Source organism: Parviterribacter kavangonensis (assembly GCF_056863335.1).
The window spans coordinates 1,715,837-1,732,902 of the sequence record NZ_JBXPJA010000001.1 but is presented as its reverse complement, the minus strand read 5'-3'; the positions used below and the strand labels follow the sequence as shown (position 1 = coordinate 1,732,902).

At 72.2% G+C, this 17,066-nt stretch carries 22 protein-coding genes and 1 tRNA gene; 20 read left to right on the top strand and 3 right to left on the bottom strand.

Features of this window, described 5'->3' with window-relative positions:
* The first annotated feature begins 65 nt into the window (after positions 1-65).
* The 5 genes from AC1UE4_RS08885 to AC1UE4_RS08865 are packed head-to-tail and all read left to right on the top strand — an operon-like array spanning position 66 to position 5,713.
* Positions 66-740: a TetR/AcrR family transcriptional regulator gene (locus AC1UE4_RS08885; RefSeq protein ID WP_482916862.1), complete on the top strand. Its 675-nt coding sequence runs from the start codon at positions 66-68 to the stop codon at positions 738-740.
* Between the two features lie 23 nt (positions 741-763).
* Positions 764-3,010 (top strand): CocE/NonD family hydrolase, encoded by a 2,247-nt coding sequence (locus tag AC1UE4_RS08880; RefSeq protein ID WP_482916861.1) that lies wholly within the window; start codon positions 764-766, stop codon positions 3,008-3,010.
* A gap of 24 nt (positions 3,011-3,034) precedes the next feature.
* Positions 3,035-3,247, top strand: a complete 213-nt coding sequence (locus AC1UE4_RS08875; protein ID WP_482916860.1) for a hypervirulence associated TUDOR domain-containing protein — start codon at positions 3,035-3,037, stop codon at positions 3,245-3,247.
* 54 nt (positions 3,248-3,301) lie between these two features.
* On the top strand, positions 3,302-4,693 hold the full coding sequence (locus AC1UE4_RS08870) for an MBOAT family O-acyltransferase (RefSeq protein WP_482916859.1): 1,392 nt from the start codon (positions 3,302-3,304) through the stop codon (positions 4,691-4,693).
* Between the two features lie 6 nt (positions 4,694-4,699).
* The gene (locus tag AC1UE4_RS08865; RefSeq protein WP_482916858.1) at positions 4,700-5,713 is read left to right on the top strand and encodes a DUF459 domain-containing protein; all 1,014 of its coding nucleotides are present in this window, start codon (positions 4,700-4,702) and stop codon (positions 5,711-5,713) included.
* On the opposite strand, the gene AC1UE4_RS08860 is transcribed toward AC1UE4_RS08865, so the two are convergent.
* Positions 5,703-6,284: an SGNH/GDSL hydrolase family protein gene (locus tag AC1UE4_RS08860; protein ID WP_482916857.1), complete on the bottom strand. Its 582-nt coding sequence runs from the start codon at positions 6,282-6,284 to the stop codon at positions 5,703-5,705. The two genes, AC1UE4_RS08865 and AC1UE4_RS08860, sit on opposite strands and share 11 nt — an antisense overlap.
* A 32-nt stretch (positions 6,285-6,316) precedes the next feature.
* Here AC1UE4_RS08860 and AC1UE4_RS08855 point away from each other — a divergent pair, with 32 nt between their 5' ends.
* The 5 genes from AC1UE4_RS08855 to AC1UE4_RS08835 all read left to right on the top strand — a co-directional run bounded on the left by AC1UE4_RS08855 (position 6,317) and on the right by AC1UE4_RS08835 (position 9,478).
* Entirely contained in the window at positions 6,317-6,913 is a 597-nt protein-coding gene (locus AC1UE4_RS08855) for an N-acetylmuramoyl-L-alanine amidase (RefSeq protein ID WP_482916856.1), read from the top strand.
* Positions 6,914-7,552: 639 nt separating this feature from the next.
* Positions 7,553-8,260: a hypothetical protein gene (locus AC1UE4_RS08850; RefSeq protein ID WP_482916855.1), complete on the top strand. Its 708-nt coding sequence runs from the start codon at positions 7,553-7,555 to the stop codon at positions 8,258-8,260.
* A 17-nt stretch (positions 8,261-8,277) separates the two neighbouring features.
* Positions 8,278-8,350, top strand: a tRNA-His gene (locus AC1UE4_RS08845).
* A 97-nt stretch (positions 8,351-8,447) separates the two neighbouring features.
* Complete coding sequence (locus tag AC1UE4_RS08840) at positions 8,448-8,825, top strand: ArsR/SmtB family transcription factor (RefSeq protein ID WP_482916854.1); 378 nt, start codon at positions 8,448-8,450, stop codon at positions 8,823-8,825.
* Positions 8,822-9,478 carry a cation diffusion facilitator family transporter gene (locus AC1UE4_RS08835; RefSeq protein WP_482916853.1) on the top strand — a complete coding sequence of 219 codons (657 nt, stop codon included), beginning with the start codon at positions 8,822-8,824 and terminating at the stop codon, positions 9,476-9,478. The genes AC1UE4_RS08840 and AC1UE4_RS08835 overlap by 4 nt, the downstream gene beginning before the upstream one ends.
* Here the strand turns inward: AC1UE4_RS08835 and AC1UE4_RS08830 are convergent.
* Positions 9,423-9,881 carry a chromate transporter gene (locus AC1UE4_RS08830; RefSeq protein WP_482916852.1) on the bottom strand — a complete coding sequence of 153 codons (459 nt, stop codon included), beginning with the start codon at positions 9,879-9,881 and terminating at the stop codon, positions 9,423-9,425. The genes AC1UE4_RS08835 and AC1UE4_RS08830 overlap by 56 nt on opposite strands.
* Between AC1UE4_RS08830 and AC1UE4_RS08825 the strand changes: the two genes are divergently transcribed.
* The 10 genes from AC1UE4_RS08825 to AC1UE4_RS08780 all read left to right on the top strand — a co-directional run bounded on the left by AC1UE4_RS08825 (position 9,875) and on the right by AC1UE4_RS08780 (position 16,254).
* Positions 9,875-10,045 carry a hypothetical protein gene (locus tag AC1UE4_RS08825; RefSeq protein ID WP_482916851.1) on the top strand — a complete coding sequence of 57 codons (171 nt, stop codon included), beginning with the start codon at positions 9,875-9,877 and terminating at the stop codon, positions 10,043-10,045. The two genes, AC1UE4_RS08830 and AC1UE4_RS08825, sit on opposite strands and share 7 nt — an antisense overlap.
* A gap of 63 nt (positions 10,046-10,108) precedes the next feature.
* Positions 10,109-10,696 (top strand): DUF4178 domain-containing protein, encoded by a 588-nt coding sequence (locus AC1UE4_RS08820; protein WP_482916850.1) that lies wholly within the window; start codon positions 10,109-10,111, stop codon positions 10,694-10,696.
* On the top strand, positions 10,693-10,962 hold the full coding sequence (locus tag AC1UE4_RS08815) for a hypothetical protein (RefSeq protein ID WP_482916849.1): 270 nt from the start codon (positions 10,693-10,695) through the stop codon (positions 10,960-10,962). The genes AC1UE4_RS08820 and AC1UE4_RS08815 overlap by 4 nt, the downstream gene beginning before the upstream one ends.
* Entirely contained in the window at positions 10,962-11,471 is a 510-nt protein-coding gene (locus tag AC1UE4_RS08810) for a DUF2617 family protein (protein ID WP_482916848.1), read from the top strand. Before AC1UE4_RS08815 ends, AC1UE4_RS08810 begins: the two co-directional genes overlap by 1 nt.
* Positions 11,468-11,905 (top strand): DUF4247 domain-containing protein, encoded by a 438-nt coding sequence (locus AC1UE4_RS08805; RefSeq protein ID WP_482916847.1) that lies wholly within the window; start codon positions 11,468-11,470, stop codon positions 11,903-11,905. Before AC1UE4_RS08810 ends, AC1UE4_RS08805 begins: the two co-directional genes overlap by 4 nt.
* A complete protein-coding gene (locus AC1UE4_RS08800) occupies positions 11,902-12,591 on the top strand; it encodes a hypothetical protein (protein WP_482916846.1) in 690 nt (229 codons plus the stop codon). Before AC1UE4_RS08805 ends, AC1UE4_RS08800 begins: the two co-directional genes overlap by 4 nt.
* A gap of 2 nt (positions 12,592-12,593) precedes the next feature.
* Positions 12,594-13,025 carry a DUF350 domain-containing protein gene (locus AC1UE4_RS08795; RefSeq protein ID WP_482916845.1) on the top strand — a complete coding sequence of 144 codons (432 nt, stop codon included), beginning with the start codon at positions 12,594-12,596 and terminating at the stop codon, positions 13,023-13,025.
* Entirely contained in the window at positions 13,025-14,575 is a 1,551-nt protein-coding gene (locus AC1UE4_RS08790; RefSeq protein WP_482916844.1) for a polyamine aminopropyltransferase, read from the top strand. Before AC1UE4_RS08795 ends, AC1UE4_RS08790 begins: the two co-directional genes overlap by 1 nt.
* A gap of 58 nt (positions 14,576-14,633) precedes the next feature.
* Positions 14,634-15,839: an MFS transporter gene (locus AC1UE4_RS08785; protein ID WP_482916843.1), complete on the top strand. Its 1,206-nt coding sequence runs from the start codon at positions 14,634-14,636 to the stop codon at positions 15,837-15,839.
* 82 nt (positions 15,840-15,921) lie between these two features.
* Positions 15,922-16,254: a hypothetical protein gene (locus AC1UE4_RS08780; protein WP_482916842.1), complete on the top strand. Its 333-nt coding sequence runs from the start codon at positions 15,922-15,924 to the stop codon at positions 16,252-16,254.
* A gap of 33 nt (positions 16,255-16,287) precedes the next feature.
* Here AC1UE4_RS08780 and AC1UE4_RS08775 read toward each other — a convergent pair whose 3' ends face one another.
* A complete protein-coding gene (locus AC1UE4_RS08775) occupies positions 16,288-17,055 on the bottom strand; it encodes an alpha/beta hydrolase family protein (protein ID WP_482916841.1) in 768 nt (255 codons plus the stop codon).
* Between the last annotated feature and the right edge of the window lie 11 nt (positions 17,056-17,066).

Here is a 17,066-nt window from a genome sequence, read left to right as displayed (position 1 = left end):
GGTAGAACATTTCAACCGTTGAACTTCTCCCACGGCTGAACTTAAATCCGATAGACTGGAGCTCGATGGCAGCGGAGCCCACCGAACTCGGCAACGGCCTGCGTGCGCGCAAGAAGGCGCGTACCCGGCGCGAGATCTCCAACGTCGCCACGCGGCTGTTCATGGAGCAGGGCTTCGAGGCCGTGACGCTGGCGCAGATCGCCGAGGCGGCCGACGTCTCGATCAAGACGATCTTCAACCACTTCGGGTCGAAGGAGGAGCTCTACTTCGACCGGGTCGGCGAGATCCGCGCGAGCATCGAGGCGAGCATCCGCGGGCGGGCGGCGGGGGAGACCCTCATCGGCGCGATGCGCCACCTGCTCGTGGACAACCTCGTCCCGTTCCGCCGCCGCGGCTGGGGGCTGGGCGGGGAGCCGGGCGAGGAGACCTTCCGGCGCTTCCTCGCGACGCAGGACGCCTCGCCGGCGCTCACCGCGCGGCGCCTGATCATCGGCCGCGAGCTGCACCACCAGCTGCGCGCGGTGCTGGCGGACGACCTCGGGCGCGACGAGCGCGATCCGGCCGTGATGGCGCTCGCGGCGTCGCTGGCCGCGGTGATGGAGCTGCGCGACGAGGTGCTGCGCACCGCGTTCGCCGAGGGCCGCACCGTCCGCACGGTGCGCACGCGGGTGACGGCGGTCATGAACGAGGCCTTCGACCGGCTCGACCGCGCGTTCGCCGACATCGATCGCGCCGCCTGAGCGTCCTGTACGTTCGGCGATCGATGGTCGCCCGTCTGTCCCTCCTCGCCGCGCTGCTCGCCGTCGCGGCCGCTCCCACCACCGCTTCCGCCGCCGTCGAGGCCCACGGGTCCATCGGCCAGGCGTACGTCACCGGCGCCAAGCGCCACACGCTCGTCAAGCTCGTCGGCCCGAAGGGCGGCGTACTGCGCACCGGCCGCGCCGACCGGCTCGGCAGCCGGATCTTCCGCGACGTCCGGCCCGGCGCCGGCTACCGCATGCGCGTCGGCGGCCGCCTGACGAAGCGCTTCCGCGTCCTGCGCCGTGATCAGAACCCGCCGGCCGCGTTCTACCTGCGCAAGCGCCTCAAGCAGGGCCTCAACTACGTGAAGATGCGCGACGGCGTCGAGCTGGCGATGACCGTCCGCCTGCCCGCCGGCAAGAAGCTCTCCGACGGCCCGTTCCCGACCGTCATCGAGTACTCCGGCTACCAGGTCGCGGCGCCGAACGACCTGCTGCAGTCGATCGCGAGCGGCAAGTCCGATCCGCTCGCGCCGGCGTCGGGGACGTTCGTGGGCTCCGCCCTGGCGCCGCTCCTCGGCTTCGCGACCGTGAGCGTCCAGATGCGCGGGTCGGGCTGCTCGGGCGGCGCGTTCGACCTCTTCGACCTGCCCACGACCTACGACGGCTACGACGCCGTCGAGACCGTCGCCGCGCAGTCGTGGGTCAAGGCCGGCCGGGTCGGGCTCGTCGGGATCTCGTTCTCCGGGATCACGCAGCTCTTCGTGGGCGGGACGCGGCCGCCGCATCTCGCCGCGATCACGCCGCTGTCGGTCACCGACGACACGTACTCGGCGACCGGCTACCCCGGCGGCATCTTCAACAAGGGCTTCGCGCTCTCGTGGATCGCCGAGCGCATGGCCGACGCGAAGCCCGCGCCCGCCGGCGGCCAGCCGTACGCGCGGATCCTCGCCAAGCGCGACAAGCACTGCCGCGCGAACCAGCGGCTGCGGCTGCAGACGCAGAACGCGGTCGCGATGAGCCGGGACAACCCGTTCCGGACGCCGAAGCTCCACGACCAGCGCGCGGGCGCCGCGTGGATGAGCCGCATCCAGGTGCCGGTGTTCCTCGTCGGCTCGTTCCAGGACGAGCAGACCGGCGGGCACTTCGCGCGCAGCCTCGGTGAGCTGAGCCGGAACAAGCGCGTGTGGATCACGCTGCAGAACGGCGTCCACGTCGACTCGCTCGGGCCCGACGCGATCACGCGCTGGGTCGAGTTCCTGAAGCTCTACGTCGCCGACGAGGTGCCGCGGGTGCCCGACGGCGTGCTCGGCCTGGGCGACACGCTCTACCAGGTCGTCGCGGGCGCGCCGGCGTCGAAGGTGCAGCAGTCGCGGCTGGCCGGCATGCCGAGCGCCGCGGCGGCGCGCGATGCGTTCGAGCGCGACCCGCGCGTGCGGCTGCTCATGGACAACGGGGCGGGCCCCGCGGGCACGGGCGCGCTCGGCGCCGCGTGGGAGCTCGGCTACGACGCCTGGCCGATCCGCCAGGCGCAGCCGGTCGGCTTCTTCCTCGCGCCGGGCGGCGCGCTCACCGCCGCGGTGCCGGGCCAGGCGACGAGCGCCGAGTACGTCGCCGATCCGTCCGCGCGGCCCAAGCAGACGCTGCCGGGCGACGGCGACGCGGACGCGTGGAAGGCGCAGCCGCCCTACACCTGGGCTCCCGTCGCGGCGGGCAAGGGCCTCGCGTGGGCGACCGAGCCGCTCGCGGCGGACGTCGTCATCGCGGGCCCGTCGAGCTTCGACGTCTACGTGAAGTCGACGGCGAAGGACACCGACCTGCAGGTGACGCTCAGCGAGATCCGGCCCGACGGCAACGAGACCTACGTGCAGAACGGCTGGCTGCGCGCGTCGCACCGCAAGCTCGACCTGCGGCGCTCCACGTCGCTGGATCCGGTGCCGACGCACCTCAAGCGCGACGCGGCGCCGCTGTCCCCGACGGCGTACTCGCTCGTCCGCGTGCCGGTCTTCCCGGTCGCCCACGCGTTCCGGGCGGGCTCGCGGATCCGCGTGTCCCTGACGGCGCCCGGCGGCGACCGCCCGCGCTGGGACTTCGCCACGGTCGACGACGGAAAGACCCGGAACACGGTCGGCCTCGGCGGCGCCCAGCCCTCGAAGCTCGTCCTGCCGGTCCTCGCCGGCGCGACGGCGCAGGGCACGCCGCTCCCGGCCCCGACCGCGCTGCGCGGCGAACCGAACCGCGTCTACGCGCCCGCTTCGAACGGGGGCTAGCGCCGGCCGGGCAGGACCCGGTGCATGGCTGATGAGTTCAAGAAGGGCGACAAGGTCGTGTGGTCGTCGCACGGCTCGAACGACACACCGGGCGTCGTCGTGAAGAAGATCACGAGCGACACGGAGGCGGGCGGGCGCAAGGTGAAGGCGTCCAAGGACGACCCGCAGTACCTCGTGCGCAGCGAGAAGGGCGGCGGCGAGGCGGTGCACAAGCCTTCGGCGCTCAAGAAGCGGTAGGCCGGGGGAGGCGGGCGGTGTCCGCTGACCCGCCTCGTACCCTCGGTCGTCGCCGTGCTGTTCCCCACCGTCGAGTTCGCGATCTTCTTCCCGGTCGTCCTGGCGTTGTCCTGGGCGCTCATGCCGCGCCAGCACGTCTGGAAGGTCTTCATCGTCGTCGCGAGCTACCTGTTCTACGCGTCGGCGAACCCGAAGTTCTGCCTGCTGATCGGCGTCGTCACGGTCGGCAACCAGATCGGGGCGCGGTTCGTGCACCGCACCGACGACGAGCGGCGGCGCAAGTGGATCACCGGCGCGACGGTGGCGCTCGACCTCATCGTCCTCGGCGTCTTCAAGTACTACGCCTTCTTCGTCGAGGACATCGACCGCGTCCTCGACCAGGTCTCGCTGAGCCTCCCGCTGCCGCTGCTGACGATCGCGCTGCCCGTCGGCGTCAGCTTCTTCACGTTCCAGGCGATCTCGTACGTCGTCGACGTCAAGCGCCGGCTGATCGAGCCGTCCCCGGTGCTGGACGTCGCGATCTACCTCAGCTTCTTCCCGCACCTCATCGCCGGCCCGATCGTGCGCGCCCGCGAGTTCCTGCCGCAGCTCGAGAAGCCGCGCGACCCGCGCGACATCCCGATCGGCGCCGGCATGTGGCTCATCGCGCTCGGGCTGATCAAGAAGATCGCGATCGCCGACTTCCTCGCCCGCGAGGTCGTCGACCCGGTCTTCGCGGTCCCCGGGCAGTACCACTCGGCCGACGTCGCGCTCGCGGTCTACGCGTACGCCGCGCAGATCTACTGCGACTTCTCCGGCTACACCGACATGGCGATCGGGCTGGCGCTGCTCATGGGCTTCGTCTTCCCGAACAACTTCGACCGGCCCTACCGGTCCAAGAGCTTCCGCGAGTTCTGGCGGCGCTGGCACATCACGCTCTCCCGCTTCCTGCGCGACTTCCTCTACATCCCGCTCGGCGGCTCGCGCGGCAGCAAGCTCTTCACCGCGCGCAACTTGATGATCACGATGCTGTTGGGCGGGTTGTGGCACGGCGCGGCGTGGACCTTCGTCATCTGGGGCGGCATCCACGGCGCCGCGCAGGCGGTGGAGCACTTCGCGCGCGGCAAGATCACGCTGCCGACGTGGCTCGCGTGGTTCCTGACGTTCCACATCGTGATCCTGGCCTGGGTCTTCTTCCGCGCCCAGAGCCTCGCGGACGCCGGCGACGTGTTCGCGCAGCTGCTCGACTTCGGACCTGCCACCCTGTGGACCGTGCCCGTGGTGCTCGTCACCGCGGTCACGATCGGGCTCCACGTCGTGCCGTCCAAGCCGTTCGATTGGCTGCAGGTCCGAGTCCAGCAGGCCAATCCGGTGGCGCTGGGCGCGGCTCTGGCGGTCATCGTCGTGCTCGTCGCGGCGACGGTCCCGAGCCAGGGCGTCCCCCCGTTCATCTACTTCCGCTTCTGACCCCACATGGACGAACCGCGCGCGATCATCGACCTGTCCCACGCCCGGCGCTTCGGCGTTCGCCAGCTCCTGCTGGCGGTCGGGGTGATGGGGCTGATCCTGCTCCTGCTCACGGGTCCGTCGATCCGCAACTCGGGCGAGGAGATGAAGCCCGGCGTCATCCGGACCACGGTGCTCGCCGTCGGCAAGCCGGCCGGCTGGGTCGGCGACCGGCTGCCGTTCCACGATGCGACGCAGGAGGCGACCGCTTGGCTGTCGCCGGACGACGAGCTCGGCGACGAGGGCGGGTTCCAGAACGTCGCGGCGCCGCTGCCCGCCGATGGCGGCCAGGGGATCCCGCCGGTGACCGCCGATGCGTTCTCGCCCGGCGACCTCGGTCAGCAGGCGGCCAAGAAGGCGCTGAAGTCGGTGCTCGTGACCGGCGACTCGCTGTCGCAGCCGCTCGACTCCGAGCTGGCGCGCCGCTACGCCGACAAGGGCGTGAAGGTGACGCGCGACCCGCACATCGGGACGGGCATCTCGAAGACCGACCTGCTCGACTGGGGCAAGCTCTCGACGAAGCAGGCCAAGAACGACTACGACGCCGTCGTGATGTTCATGGGGGCGAACGAGGGCTTCCCGATGCCCGGGCCGGACGGCAAGGACGTCGAGTGCTGCTCGGCGGCGTGGGCAGCGATCTACGCGAACCGGGCGCGGGCGATGATGAACGCCTACCGCCGCGCGGGCGCGGGCCGGGTCTACTGGCTGACGCTGCCGGCGCCGCGCGACCCGGACCGCCAGAAGATCGCGCGCGTCGTGAACTCGGCGATCGCCGCCGCGGCCGCTCCGTACCGGGCGCAGGTGCGGGTCGTCGACATGGTCCGGCTGTTCACGCCGGACTTCGAGTACCGCGACACGATGGACGTCGGGGGCGAGAAGACGATCGTCCGCAAATCCGACGGCATCCACCTCAACGAGGACGGCTCGAAGCTGGCCGCCGACGCGTTGCAGCCGGTGATGGCCGGCGACTTCACCTGGTAGCCGCGTCGCAGCGGCGCACGGCGTCCGCGTACAGCTTGGCCCGCTCCTCGTAGCCCTCGGGCGTGGCGTGGATCCGGTCGTCCTTGAGCCACGACGGCTGCCGTTCGGTGGCCGCGTGCCAGTCGACGAGCTGCATGCGCCGCGGATGCTCGGCCGCGAGCTGCCGGAGCTTGTGGTTGGCGGCGTCGTACGTACCGCCGAAGACGGGCGGGCGGACGATGGTCGCCCAGACGACGCAGCCTTCGCGTCCGGCGTGGTCGAGCGAGGCGCCGACCGCCTGCTCGAGCTGTGGCACGTCGATCGGCGGGTCGTTCGTGAAGAGGCTGAACGCGAAGACGGTCGGCTGCGAGGGCGGGTCGCGGTCGGCGAGGATCTCCATCCCCTCGGCGAGCGGGCGCCCGGATCGCGCGTCGATGTCGACGTCCCACCCGTCGAGCTCATCCTCGACGTCGCTCTCCATGCCGACCGCGAGCGAGTCGCCGATGAGGACGAGCCGTCCCTCCGGCTCGCCGCCGCATCCCGCGAGGAACGCCACGAGGAGGAAGGCGAGCGCTCGGCGACGCGTGCGCATTCCGCGCGAGGCTAGCTCCTAGGCTGGAGCCGATGCTCCTCGCGGACATCCCCCCGAAGCCGGCGATCGTCAGCAAGCCGATCCCGTTCGGCGCCGATCGCAAGCGGCAGATGCGCGCGTACTCCGAGCGCCACTACGGGCTGCGCCGCTACAAGCTCGTCGATCCGCGCGTCATCGTCGTCCACTACACGGCGTCGTCGACGTTCTCGTCCGCGTTCAACACGTTCGCCGCGAACCAGCCCGACGTCGAGCTGCACGAGCGCCCCGGCGTCTGCGCGCACTTCATCGTCGACAAGGACGGGACGATCTACCAGCTCGTCCCGCTCTCGATCATGTGCCGCCACACGGTCGGGCTGAACTGGACCTCGATCGGCATCGAGCACGTCGGCACGTCCGACGGGCAGGTCCTGGGGCGGCGGGCCCAGATGCGGTCCTCGGTGCGGCTCGTCCGGTGGCTTCGGTGCCGGTTCAGCATCAAGCTGAGCAACGTGATCGGCCACGCCGAGAGCCTCTCGAGCCCGTACCACCACGAGCGGGTCGCGCGCCTGAAGCGCCAGACGCACGGCGACTTCCCGCGGAAGTACGCGCGCAAGTACCGCGCTCGCGTCCGCGCGGCCGGCGGCTGCTGAGTCCTCATCGCGGATGACCCCGGTCTCATCCCGTGGGTGGAGAGAGGAGACCGTTCCCCGGGCCGATGACGCGGGGGGCTCCCGATCGCCGGTGCGGCCGCCTCGCCGGCGGCCGCCGGCTCGATCGTCTACGCCAAGGACGGCGAGCTGCACCTCATCTCGCCGGACGGCGCCGCCGGCTACCAGCTGACGTCGGGGTCGGGCGCCTACCGCTCGCCGTCGCAGGCCGACGACGGGACGATCGGCGCGCTCTACGGAAAGCAGCTCGCGCGCCTGGATCGCAGCGGCCGCGCGCTCAACGCGCCGATCGGCGCGATCGGGTCGGATCCGGCGTTCCCCGAGTTCGCCGGCCCGTACGACCCGCGGATCTCGCCCGATGGCAAGAAGTTCGCCTACTGGTTCTACGTCTCCACCACGTCGGCCTCCAGCAGACCGAGTGGCTGTCGAACGACCGCCTGCTCGGCTACCAGGGCTTCTGGATGAACATGTGGACGTGGAAGCTCGGCACCGGGACGGGCTACACGGGCTACGCCGCGCAGTACTGGTTCGGGCTCCAAGACCCGGCCGACGAGTGGGGCGTCGAGGCGTACCACCAGTACGAGGACCCCGGCCCTGTCGCGCGACGGCACGCGCCTTGCGATGACCGACGGCGGCGGCGTGAGCGACAACGACCGGCTCGTGCTGGCCGCGCCGCACGGCCCCGCGTGGTCCGGCGAGCCGCCCTACGACAACGACTACGTCTACGGCAAGACGCGGTTCGAGCGGCCGACCCTGAAGTGCCAGAAGCAGATCCCCGGCGTCGTGAACCCGTCGTGGTCCTCCGACGGCCGGCAGCTCGCGTACGGCGCGGCCGACGGCGTGCACGTCCTGACGATCCCGTCGCTCGACGACTGCTCGTCCATCACGGACCGCCTCCTCGTTCCGGGCGGCAAGGACCCGGCGTTCGGCCCGGCCGACGTCGACCCGTCGCAGGACCCGGCGCGCCGGCAGACGGCCCAGCCGTCGCCGCAGCCGCAGGCGGGCGGCGGAGCCGGCCTCGTCGCCCCGCGTGTCACCCGCTTCGGCCTGTCGCCCAAGACGTTCCGCCGCGGGCGCGGCACGACCGTCCGGTTCATCCTCAACGCTCCCGCGAGCCTCAAGCTCACCGTCACCGGCGGCGCCGGCCGGCGAGTCCCGGGAAGCGTGCGCATCGCCGGAGCGGCGGGCGCGAACAAGGTGCGCCGGAACGGCCGCCTCGCGGGCCGCAGTCTCAAGCCCGGCGCCTACCGGCTCTCGGTCACGACGAGCAACGGAGGCAAGCTCGCGTCGGCGAACTTCCGAGTCCGCCGCTGGACCCCGCTGCGCTAGCCTTCTGCCCGCGCTTGGTGGGCGTAGCTCAGCTGGTAGAGCTCCTGGTTGTGGTCCAGGCGGTCGTGGGTTCGAGTCCCATCGCTCACCCTTCGGAAAGCCCCGCTCCGGCGGGGCTTTCGCGTTCCTGTGCGCGCCGGGGCGAACGACATCTGAACGTCTGCTCATATGAGCTACCTTCAGGTGCATGCCGCACCCTTCCGAGCACAGCTCCGCCTCACGGCCGCTCGATCGCTCCGAGGCCGAGCAGCTCGCCGAGACGATGCGGGCGTTCGGCTCGGCCAGCCGGTTGCAGCTCCTCGTCGCGCTCGTCGACGGGGAGCGGACGGTCGAGGACCTCGCGAGCGCCGCCGGCCTCGAGATGAGCGCGACGTCGCATCAGCTGCGGATCCTCCGTTCGCTGCGCCTGGTCAGGGTTCGCCGCCAGGGCCGCCACGCGTTCTACGCGCTGCACGATCACCACGTCGCGGACCTGCTGGCCGCGGTGCGCCATCACCGCGAGCACGTGCAGCCGCTGCCGCCGGCCGAGATCCCGGTCGTCCGGAAGGTGCGCCGCGGTTCATGAGCGCCGCGCCTGGTCACGCGCACGACCACGGCCGTACGCACGGCCTCGTCCACGACTCGATCAAGCGTTCGCGGGAGGGCATCCGGGCGGTGTCGCTCGCGCTGCTCATCCTCGGCCTCACGGCGCTCGGGCAGATCGCGATCTTCGTCCTCTCCGACAGCGTCGCGCTGCTGGCGGACCTGATCCACAACGTCGGCGACGCGGCAACGGCGATCCCGCTGGGCGTGGCGTTCGCCCTGCGGTCGGTGAGGGCGGAGCGCACCGCCGGCCTCTTCGTCGTCGGCGCGATCTTCCTCTCGGCCTGCGTCGCGGGCTTCGAGGCCATCGACCGCCTCATCAACCCAAGCGACGTCGAGCACCTCGGAGCGCTCGCCGCCGCCGGCGTGCTCGGGTTCGGCGGCAACTGGCTGGCCGCCATCGTGCGGACGCGGGCGGGGCACCGGCTCGACAGCCCGGCGCTCATCGCCGATGGCGCGCACGCGCGCGCCGATGCGTACGTGTCGCTCGCCGTCGTGGCGTCGGCGGCCGTCGTGGCGCTCGGCCTGCAGGTCGCCGATCCGCTGATCGGCCTCGCGATCACCGTCGTGATCCTTCGCATCACGTGGGCGTCGTGGAAGACCGTTCGCGGCCACGACCATCACCACCAGCACTGATGCCCAAGCGCACCGCCGCCGTCTCGGTCGCCGCCGCGGGCCTCGCGCTGCTCGCATGGCCGTCGATCACGATGATCGCCAGCACGGCGGGCCCGACGCCGAGGAAGAGCGCCAGGACCCAGTCGAGTCCCTGGTACTCGGCGTAGAGCACCGCCACCGCGGTGACGATCACGAACGGTGGGAGCACGAAGACACCGGCGACCGCCGCGGCACCGCGCGCTCCCGCCTGCAGGTAGCTGAACCACATCGCTGCCTGCGCGGCGAGCGGGCCGGGCATCGCCTGGCCGACCGCGAGCGCCTGTTGGAACTCGCGTTCGGAGAACCACCTGCCGTCGCCAACGGTGCTGATGCTCATCGAGCGCGCGAGGGTATTGTCCCCTCGAAAGGAGAGGACACATGGCATCGAGTGGAGGAACGCGGGGCGGCGTCGGAGGCATCAGCCTCGGCGGCATCCTCGTCATCGTGGGGATCGTCCTGATGATCGTCTGGAGCTTCTGGGCCGGCTTGATCGTCCTTCTCGTCGGCCTCATCGCGTTCGGGGGGTTCGCGCGCGGTAGGTGGTACTGACGGGCGCCCGCACCCATCGCCGGGGGCCGGATCGCGGAACCGCCTGGCTAGGGTGCACCGTCCATGGAAGTTCTCCTCGTCGTCATCGCGCTCGCGCTTGTCGTGGGCGCCGGGGTCGCCGTGGCCCGCAGCCGCAGGCCCGATCGCAAGGCGCTTCCCGAGCGCTCGCCCGCCGATCACCATCGGGCGCTCCACGGCGACGTCCGCCGCCTCGCGCCCGGTGACGTCGTCAACTACGAGGGGACCGACTTCATCGTCGACCGCACGATGCGCTTCGACCAGGACGGCTTCACCTGGGACGAGCACCTGCTCGAGGACGCGATCGGAGGGCGCAAGCTGTGGCTGTCGGTCGAGGACGACGACGGCCTCGAGGTCGCCGTCTACGAGCGCGTCGATGGCGCTGATCTGACACCGGACGCGGCTGAGGTCACGCTGGGCGGGACGACGTTCCGCCGCGACGAGCGCGGGCGGGCGCGGTTCCGGATCGAGCGCATCGGAGACGCGGCGGGGGAGAGCGGCATGGTCGAGTACGCCGACTACACCGCCGGGGACGAGCTCCTCGCGTTCGAGCGCTACGGGACCGGGTCGTGGGAGGTCTCCCGCGGCCGGCGCATCTCCGAGCACGTCCTCGACGTCTTCGCGCGAGCGTGAGCGCCGCCGACGACGCGCTGCTCGAGGAGCTGCGGCTGCGCTCGCGGCTCAACGCGCTCGTGCACGAGCAGGCCGAGGCGATCGGCGAGGCCGAGCGCCTCTCGACGCGCGCGACCTTGCCCGGCGCCGACCCGGGGCTCGCCGAGACGGCTGCGCGCTGGCGCGCCGTGGCCGAGGGCGTGGCGCACGACATCGAGGTGCAGCGCGCCGCCCTGCGCCGGCAGGAGGCGGAGGTCGCGCGCCTGCGCGGCCCCGAGCCGACTTAGTGCTGACTGAGGTCGCGACGCCGTTCGCCGACGCGTCGGCCGCCGACCTGCGCCTGGCCCTCGACCTGCCCGGCCAGCCGGCGCTCGACGCGACCGTCGTCCGCGTCGGGCTGCTCGCCGTCGAGCTGCGCGTCCTGGGGGCGTCGCACCAGTGCCTCGTCCGGACCCCGGCGGGCGCGGAGCTCTCCGAGACCGTCGCCTGCTCGGTGGGGGACGCGGGCGACCCGTTGCCGAGCGCGCACGAGCGGGTCGCCGGCGGGCTGCGCTACGCCTTCACAAGCAGCGTCGAGCGCGTCCGCGCCGGTGCGGTCCGCGCCCGCGCGGAGGCGCTGCGGGCCGCCGCGGACGCCGATCCGCTCGTGCTGGCCGGAGTGTTCCCCGGCTCCCCCGACGCGCTGACCGCGCTGTCGTGCCGGCCGGTACCGGGCGGCGTCGCCTGGCGAACCGTGCACCTGTACCCGTCGACGTGCGAGATCGTCGCGACCGCCAGCACGGTGGTCGCCGCGTGAGCGGGCGCCGGACCCTGGCGATCGGGCTCGCCGTGCTCGGCCTGCTCGGCGTCGTGTCGCTCTTCGCCTGCAACGAGTCCGTCGAGGGCTGGCTCCGCGACGAGTGCCAGCGGGCGGGCTCCGAGCGCGATCCCAACGGCAACCGAGCGCAGAAGTACACGTGCGACCGCCCGGCGAGCGTGGTCGCATCCGATCTCGCGGAGGCGCACGAGCCGGCCGACCGGCGCTCGACGCCGGAAGGGCACTTCCTGCGCTACGCCGACGACATGGTCGGCATCGTTCCCAATGCGGAGGACGCCGAGCGCTCGATCGCGTACATCTCCGACGAACGCCGCGGCTACGGGTTCTTCTTCCCGTTCGTCGGTGGCTTCTGGGGCTCGTACAGTGGGCCGGGCGAGAGGTTCCGCGGCGGTGGGCCCGCGGTGGGCAAGTGAGGCGGGCGCTCCTCATCGCCGCTGTGCTCGCGATGGTCGCCGCGCAGCGCGCGGACGCCGCCATCCTCGCTTCCGAGGACGCCGCCGAGCTCGCCAACGCGCTGGCGGAGGCCACGTACGAGCAGAAGGTCTGCTACGGCTGGGCGTTCGAGGTGACGGACAACGACACGGGCCGGGAGGACGGGCCCGAGGTCGGCTCGAACTTCGGCCCCGGCGAGCCGGTCGACGCGGCGCGGGCCGAATGCGAGAAGGGCACCGTCGTCCTCTCGGGCACGATCTCCTACACGAGCCAGTCGTCCGAGTACGAGGACTCGGCGCAGTGGCAGATCGAGTCCACGCTGCCCAACCCGCCGACCACCGGGCAGCTCGAGGACCTCGGGTACAAGACCGACGACCTGCTCGGCAACGACAACGACATGGCGATCATCAACCCGACCGGCGCGTTGCCCGAGCTCGTCGCCGAGCGCGGCGTCGCCCCGCCGGTGCCCTTCGAGACCTCGGCGCGCGAACCGGGCGTCGGCGGCGCGCCGACCGACAAGCCGGGGAGCGACTTCCTGCGTGAGAACGGGTCGGCGCTCGCGATCTGCGCTCTGCTGCTCGTCGGCGGGCTCGGCTGGTTCGTCTACCTGCACTACGACGCCCGCTCCCGCCGGCGCCGTCCCCGATCACGACCAACGAGGAGCTGACGATGGACATCCAGGACCTCGCGCACGACGCCCTGGCGGGCCTGCTCTACGGCGTCGTCGGCCTCGCGCTCATGGTGGCCGGCTTCGCGGTCATCGACCTCCTGACGCCTGGCAAGCTCGGCTCGCTCATCGTCGAGCATCGCCGCCGCGACGTGGGCATCGTCGCGGCGAGCGCGATGCTCGCCGTCGGCGCGATCGTCACCTCGGCGATCCTCGCGTCCGACGGCGACCTCGACCGCGGGCTGGCCGAGACCGCCGTGTTCGGCGCGGTTGGCATCGTGCTCCTCGGACTGGCCTTCGTGGCGGTCGACCGCATCACGCCGGGGCGCCTCGGCGACATCCTCACCGACGAGCACGAGGACCCCGCCGTCGCCTACGTCACCGGCGCATCGCTGCTGGCGGTCGGCGCGATCATCGCCGCCGCGATCTCCTGATGGCCGCGACTGGCGTCCTCGTTCCCGTCCCCGATGCGCGCAGCGCGCGCCGACTGGTCCTCGGCGCGACGTTCGTGTGCGCGATCTGCGGCTTCGCCTATGAGCTCGTCATCGTCGCGCTGGGGACTGTCCTGTTCGGCTCCTCGACCGCGCAGACCGCGCTCGTCCTCAGCACCTTCGTCGCCGCGATGGGCGTCGGCGCGTGGATCGCGGCCAAGGTCCCCGACCGCCACTCGGTCGCGGTGTTCGCCGGGCTCGAGGCATGCGTCGCGCTGCTCGGCGGCTTGTCGGCGCTCGTCCTCTTCGCCTCCTACGCGTGGCTCGACCTCTACGGGCCGATGGTGCGGGCGGTGTCCGTCTTGCTCGGCGCGCTCGTCGGAGCCGAGCTGCCGCTGCTCGCCGCGGTGCTGGCCGCCCTGCGGCGAGAGAGCACCGGCCGAACCGTGGGCACGTTGCTCGCCGCCGACTACGTCGGCGCGTTCGTCGTCGGTCTCGCGTTCCCGCTCGTGATCCTCCCGGCGCTGGGGCAGATCCAGGCCGCTCTCCTCTTCGGCGTGATCAACGCCGCCGCCGGTGCGCTCGTCCTCGTCGTCCTGCGCCGGTCGCTGGAGCGGCGCGTCCTGTGGACGCTGGCGGGAGGCCTTCTGACGGTGGTCGCGGCCCTCGGCATCACGTGGTTGTTCGCCGGCTCCTTCGAGGCGTCCGCACGGCAGGCGCTCTACGACGATCCCATCGCCCGGCACGTGCGGACGCCCTATCAGGACATCGTGTTGACGAAGCGCGGGGACGACCTGCGCCTCTTCCTCAACGGCGACCTGCAGTTCTCCTCGATCGACGAGTACCGCTACCACGAGGCGCTCGTGCACCCGGCGATGGCGGGGCCGCACGAGCGCGTCCTCGTTCTCGGCGGCGGCGACGGTCTGGCCATGCGCGAGATCCTGCGGTACCCCGACGTCCGGCGCGCGGTGGAGGTCGACCTCGACCCCGAGATGTTCCGCATCGCACGTCACGACGGCGACCTGCGGCGGTTGAACCACGGGTCGCTGGACGACCGCCGCGTGCAGACGATCGCCGCCGATGCCTTCTCGTGGCTGCGCACGGCGGGCGAGCCCTTCGACGTCGTGGTGGTCGACATGCCCGACCCCGACACCGAGGATCTCGCGAAGCTCTACTCCGTGGAGATGTACGGCCTGATCGCGCGGCGGGTCCTGGCGCCCGGCGGCCGGGTCGTCGTGCAGTCCGGATCGCCCTACTTCGCGCGCGAGGCGTACTGGTCGGTCGAGCGGTCACTGCGTGCGGCCGGCCTGCGCTCGACGCCCTACCACGTCGACGTGCCGTCCTTCGGCGACTGGGGCTACCACCTCGCCACGCTCGGCGGAACGCCTCGGCTGGCCGTAGAGCCCCCGTCACCCCTGCGCTTCCTCGATGCCGCGACGCTCCGGGCGGCCGCCGTCTTCCCGGCCGACCGCCGTCGCATCGACGTCAAGCCCTCGACGCTCGACCGCGCCCGAATCCTCGAGTACCAGCGCAAGGGCTACCGCTACGAGTAGTCGGATCGGTCATCTGACCGATGGCGCGTGCGCAGTCGGCGCGGTGAGGATCCGGCGGATGACACGGGAGGGTCGCCGGAGCGTCGTGACCGCGTGCGTCGGGGCAGGTGTGCTCTACGCCGCCGTGTTCGCCGTGCCGCCGCTCATCTCGCCGGTGTTCGTGGACGAGCTGGGCCTGACGCTCGCCGAGGCCGGGCTGCTCATGACGGTGTTCACGGTGACGTTCGCCGCGCTGAGCCTGCCGGCAGGGGCGATCGCCGATCGGTTCGGCCCGCGCTGGACCGTCCTCGCCGGCCTCGTGCTGGCCGGTCTGGCGTCGCTCGCGCTGCCGCTGTCGACGGACCTCTGGTTCCTGATCGCCACGCGGCTCGTGCTCGGGATCTCGACCGCGCTGGTCTTCACGCCGGGCATCGCGCTCATGCGCCGCTTCCTCGCCGAGTCCGAGATGTACCGCGGCAACGCCTGCCTGCAGGCGTCGCTCGCCGGCGGCGTCGCGGCCGCCTACCTCCTGACGCCGAACTTGAACGACTGGCTCGGCTGGGAGTGGACCTTCCGCGTGTACGGCCTCGCGTGCATGACCGCGGTGGCCGCGCTGCTCGTGGCGTGCCGGCTTCCGCGTGTCGCCCCTGCGGTCGGCGAGACGTCCTCGCCCGGCGAGTCGGAGGTCGGCGGGCTGCTGCGCGACGGCGCGGTCATGAGCGCCGCCGCCGGGATCTTCGTCGGCATGTTCCTCGCGTACGGCGTGATCGTGTGGTCCGTCCCGTTCTTCGATGACGTCGGCGGGTTCAGCACGTCGGCTCTCAGCGTGGCCGCGCTGGTGCTCGCCCTATGGCAGGTCCCGGCGCCGCTGGTCGGCGGCGCGCTGGTCCAGCGGCTCGGGCCGCTCGCGGTGGCCGGCTGCGGGTTCCTTGCCGCCGCGTCGATCGCCGCGCTGACGGCGATCCCCGCCGACCAGGCGTTCCTCCTCGTCGCAATCGCGTCGATCGCGGGCTTCGCGGCGGGCGTCGGGGCGACGCCGCTGTTCGCGCTCCCATCGCTTGCGGTGGATCCGGCGCGTGCCGCGACGGCGACCGGATTGGCCACGACGATCGGCATGGGCGGGGCGATCGCCTCCACCTACCTCGGGGGAGCCATCTCCGACGCGTTCGGCTACGACGCGTGGTTCGCGACGCTCGCCGCCGTGGCGGTCGTCGGCGCGGGCGTCGTCGTGCCGGTCGCGCGGATGGCGATCGCGCGAGCCCAGCCCGCGCCCGAACCCGCGTAGGGCGGCTGACTGCAAGTTCTTCACCGCACAATGCGGCGTCTCCATTTGGCCAGGACGCCGCGGCGGTGCAACCATCGCCGGCATGCACGAAGGCGAGTCGGATACCGCGGAGATCGATGTCATCGCGGCCGACATCAACTGGGAAGCGGCGCGCGTCGTCGCGCTGACCGAAGCGCACGCACGGTCAGCCAGCCAGCGGAAGAGCTTCGCCGAGGCGGCAAGCAAGCTGCTCGACGGCGACGAGGGCCCGGCCGAGGAAGTGATCGCCCGCGCCGAACGAGAGGAGGCGATCGCCCGCGACATGGCCGTCGAAGCCGAGAAGGTCCGGGAGAGCGCCGCCGAGCTCCAGCGCCTCGCCCGCGCGATGCGCGAGCAGACCACCGAAGCTCCCGCATACGACACCGTCGTCGCCTGAGTCCCGCTCCGCGCGGCCGCCCGGCGACGCTCGCTACGAGCGACGCCGGCCGTTGGTGAGCCAGTTGGCGGCGGCGTGCCAGCCGGGGTTCGTGGGGTCGATGACGTCTCGGTGGCCTCCGGTGGTGGACTCGACGAGTTCGACGTCTCCTCCGGCGGCTCGGGCGGTTTCGGTGTAGGTGCGGGAGCGGGCTATCGGGATCGTCTCGTCGGCGACGGGGTGCACGATGAGGACCGGGAGTGGCAGCGGCGCGTGGGCCAATGGGTCGGCGAGGGCCCAGCGGTCGGGGACTTCGGACGGGGTGCCGCCGAGGAGCTGCGCGGCGGGCTCGCCGGTGCGGCGGAGATCGGTGACCGGGGCGAGCGCGACGACGGACCGAAGGGGGAGGGTCGGGTCGGGACGCGACGCGGCCCACAGGGCGAGGTGGCCTCCCGCGGAGTGGCCGACGGCGTGGACGCGCTGGAGGTCGAGGCGGGGGTCGCCCAGCGTCGCGAGGTGGTCGATGCCGGTGGCGACGTCGTCGAACGTCATCGGCCAGCCGCCGCGGTGGCGGCCAACGCGGCGGTACTCGAGGTTCCAGGCGGCCCAGCCGCGGCGGACGAGGTCGTGCGCGAGCGGGCGGGTCACGAGCTTGCCGTAGCGCGACCGCCAGTAGCCGCCGTGGAGCACGACCGCGATCGGGAACGGGCCGGCGCCCGAGGGGACGTGGAGCTCGGCGACCTGGGAGCGCTGGTCGCGGCTGTAGCGGTGGGTCGCCGGGCGGCGGAGGGCGGAGAGCGCGATCCGCGCGGGCAGCGACATCGCGCGGCAGC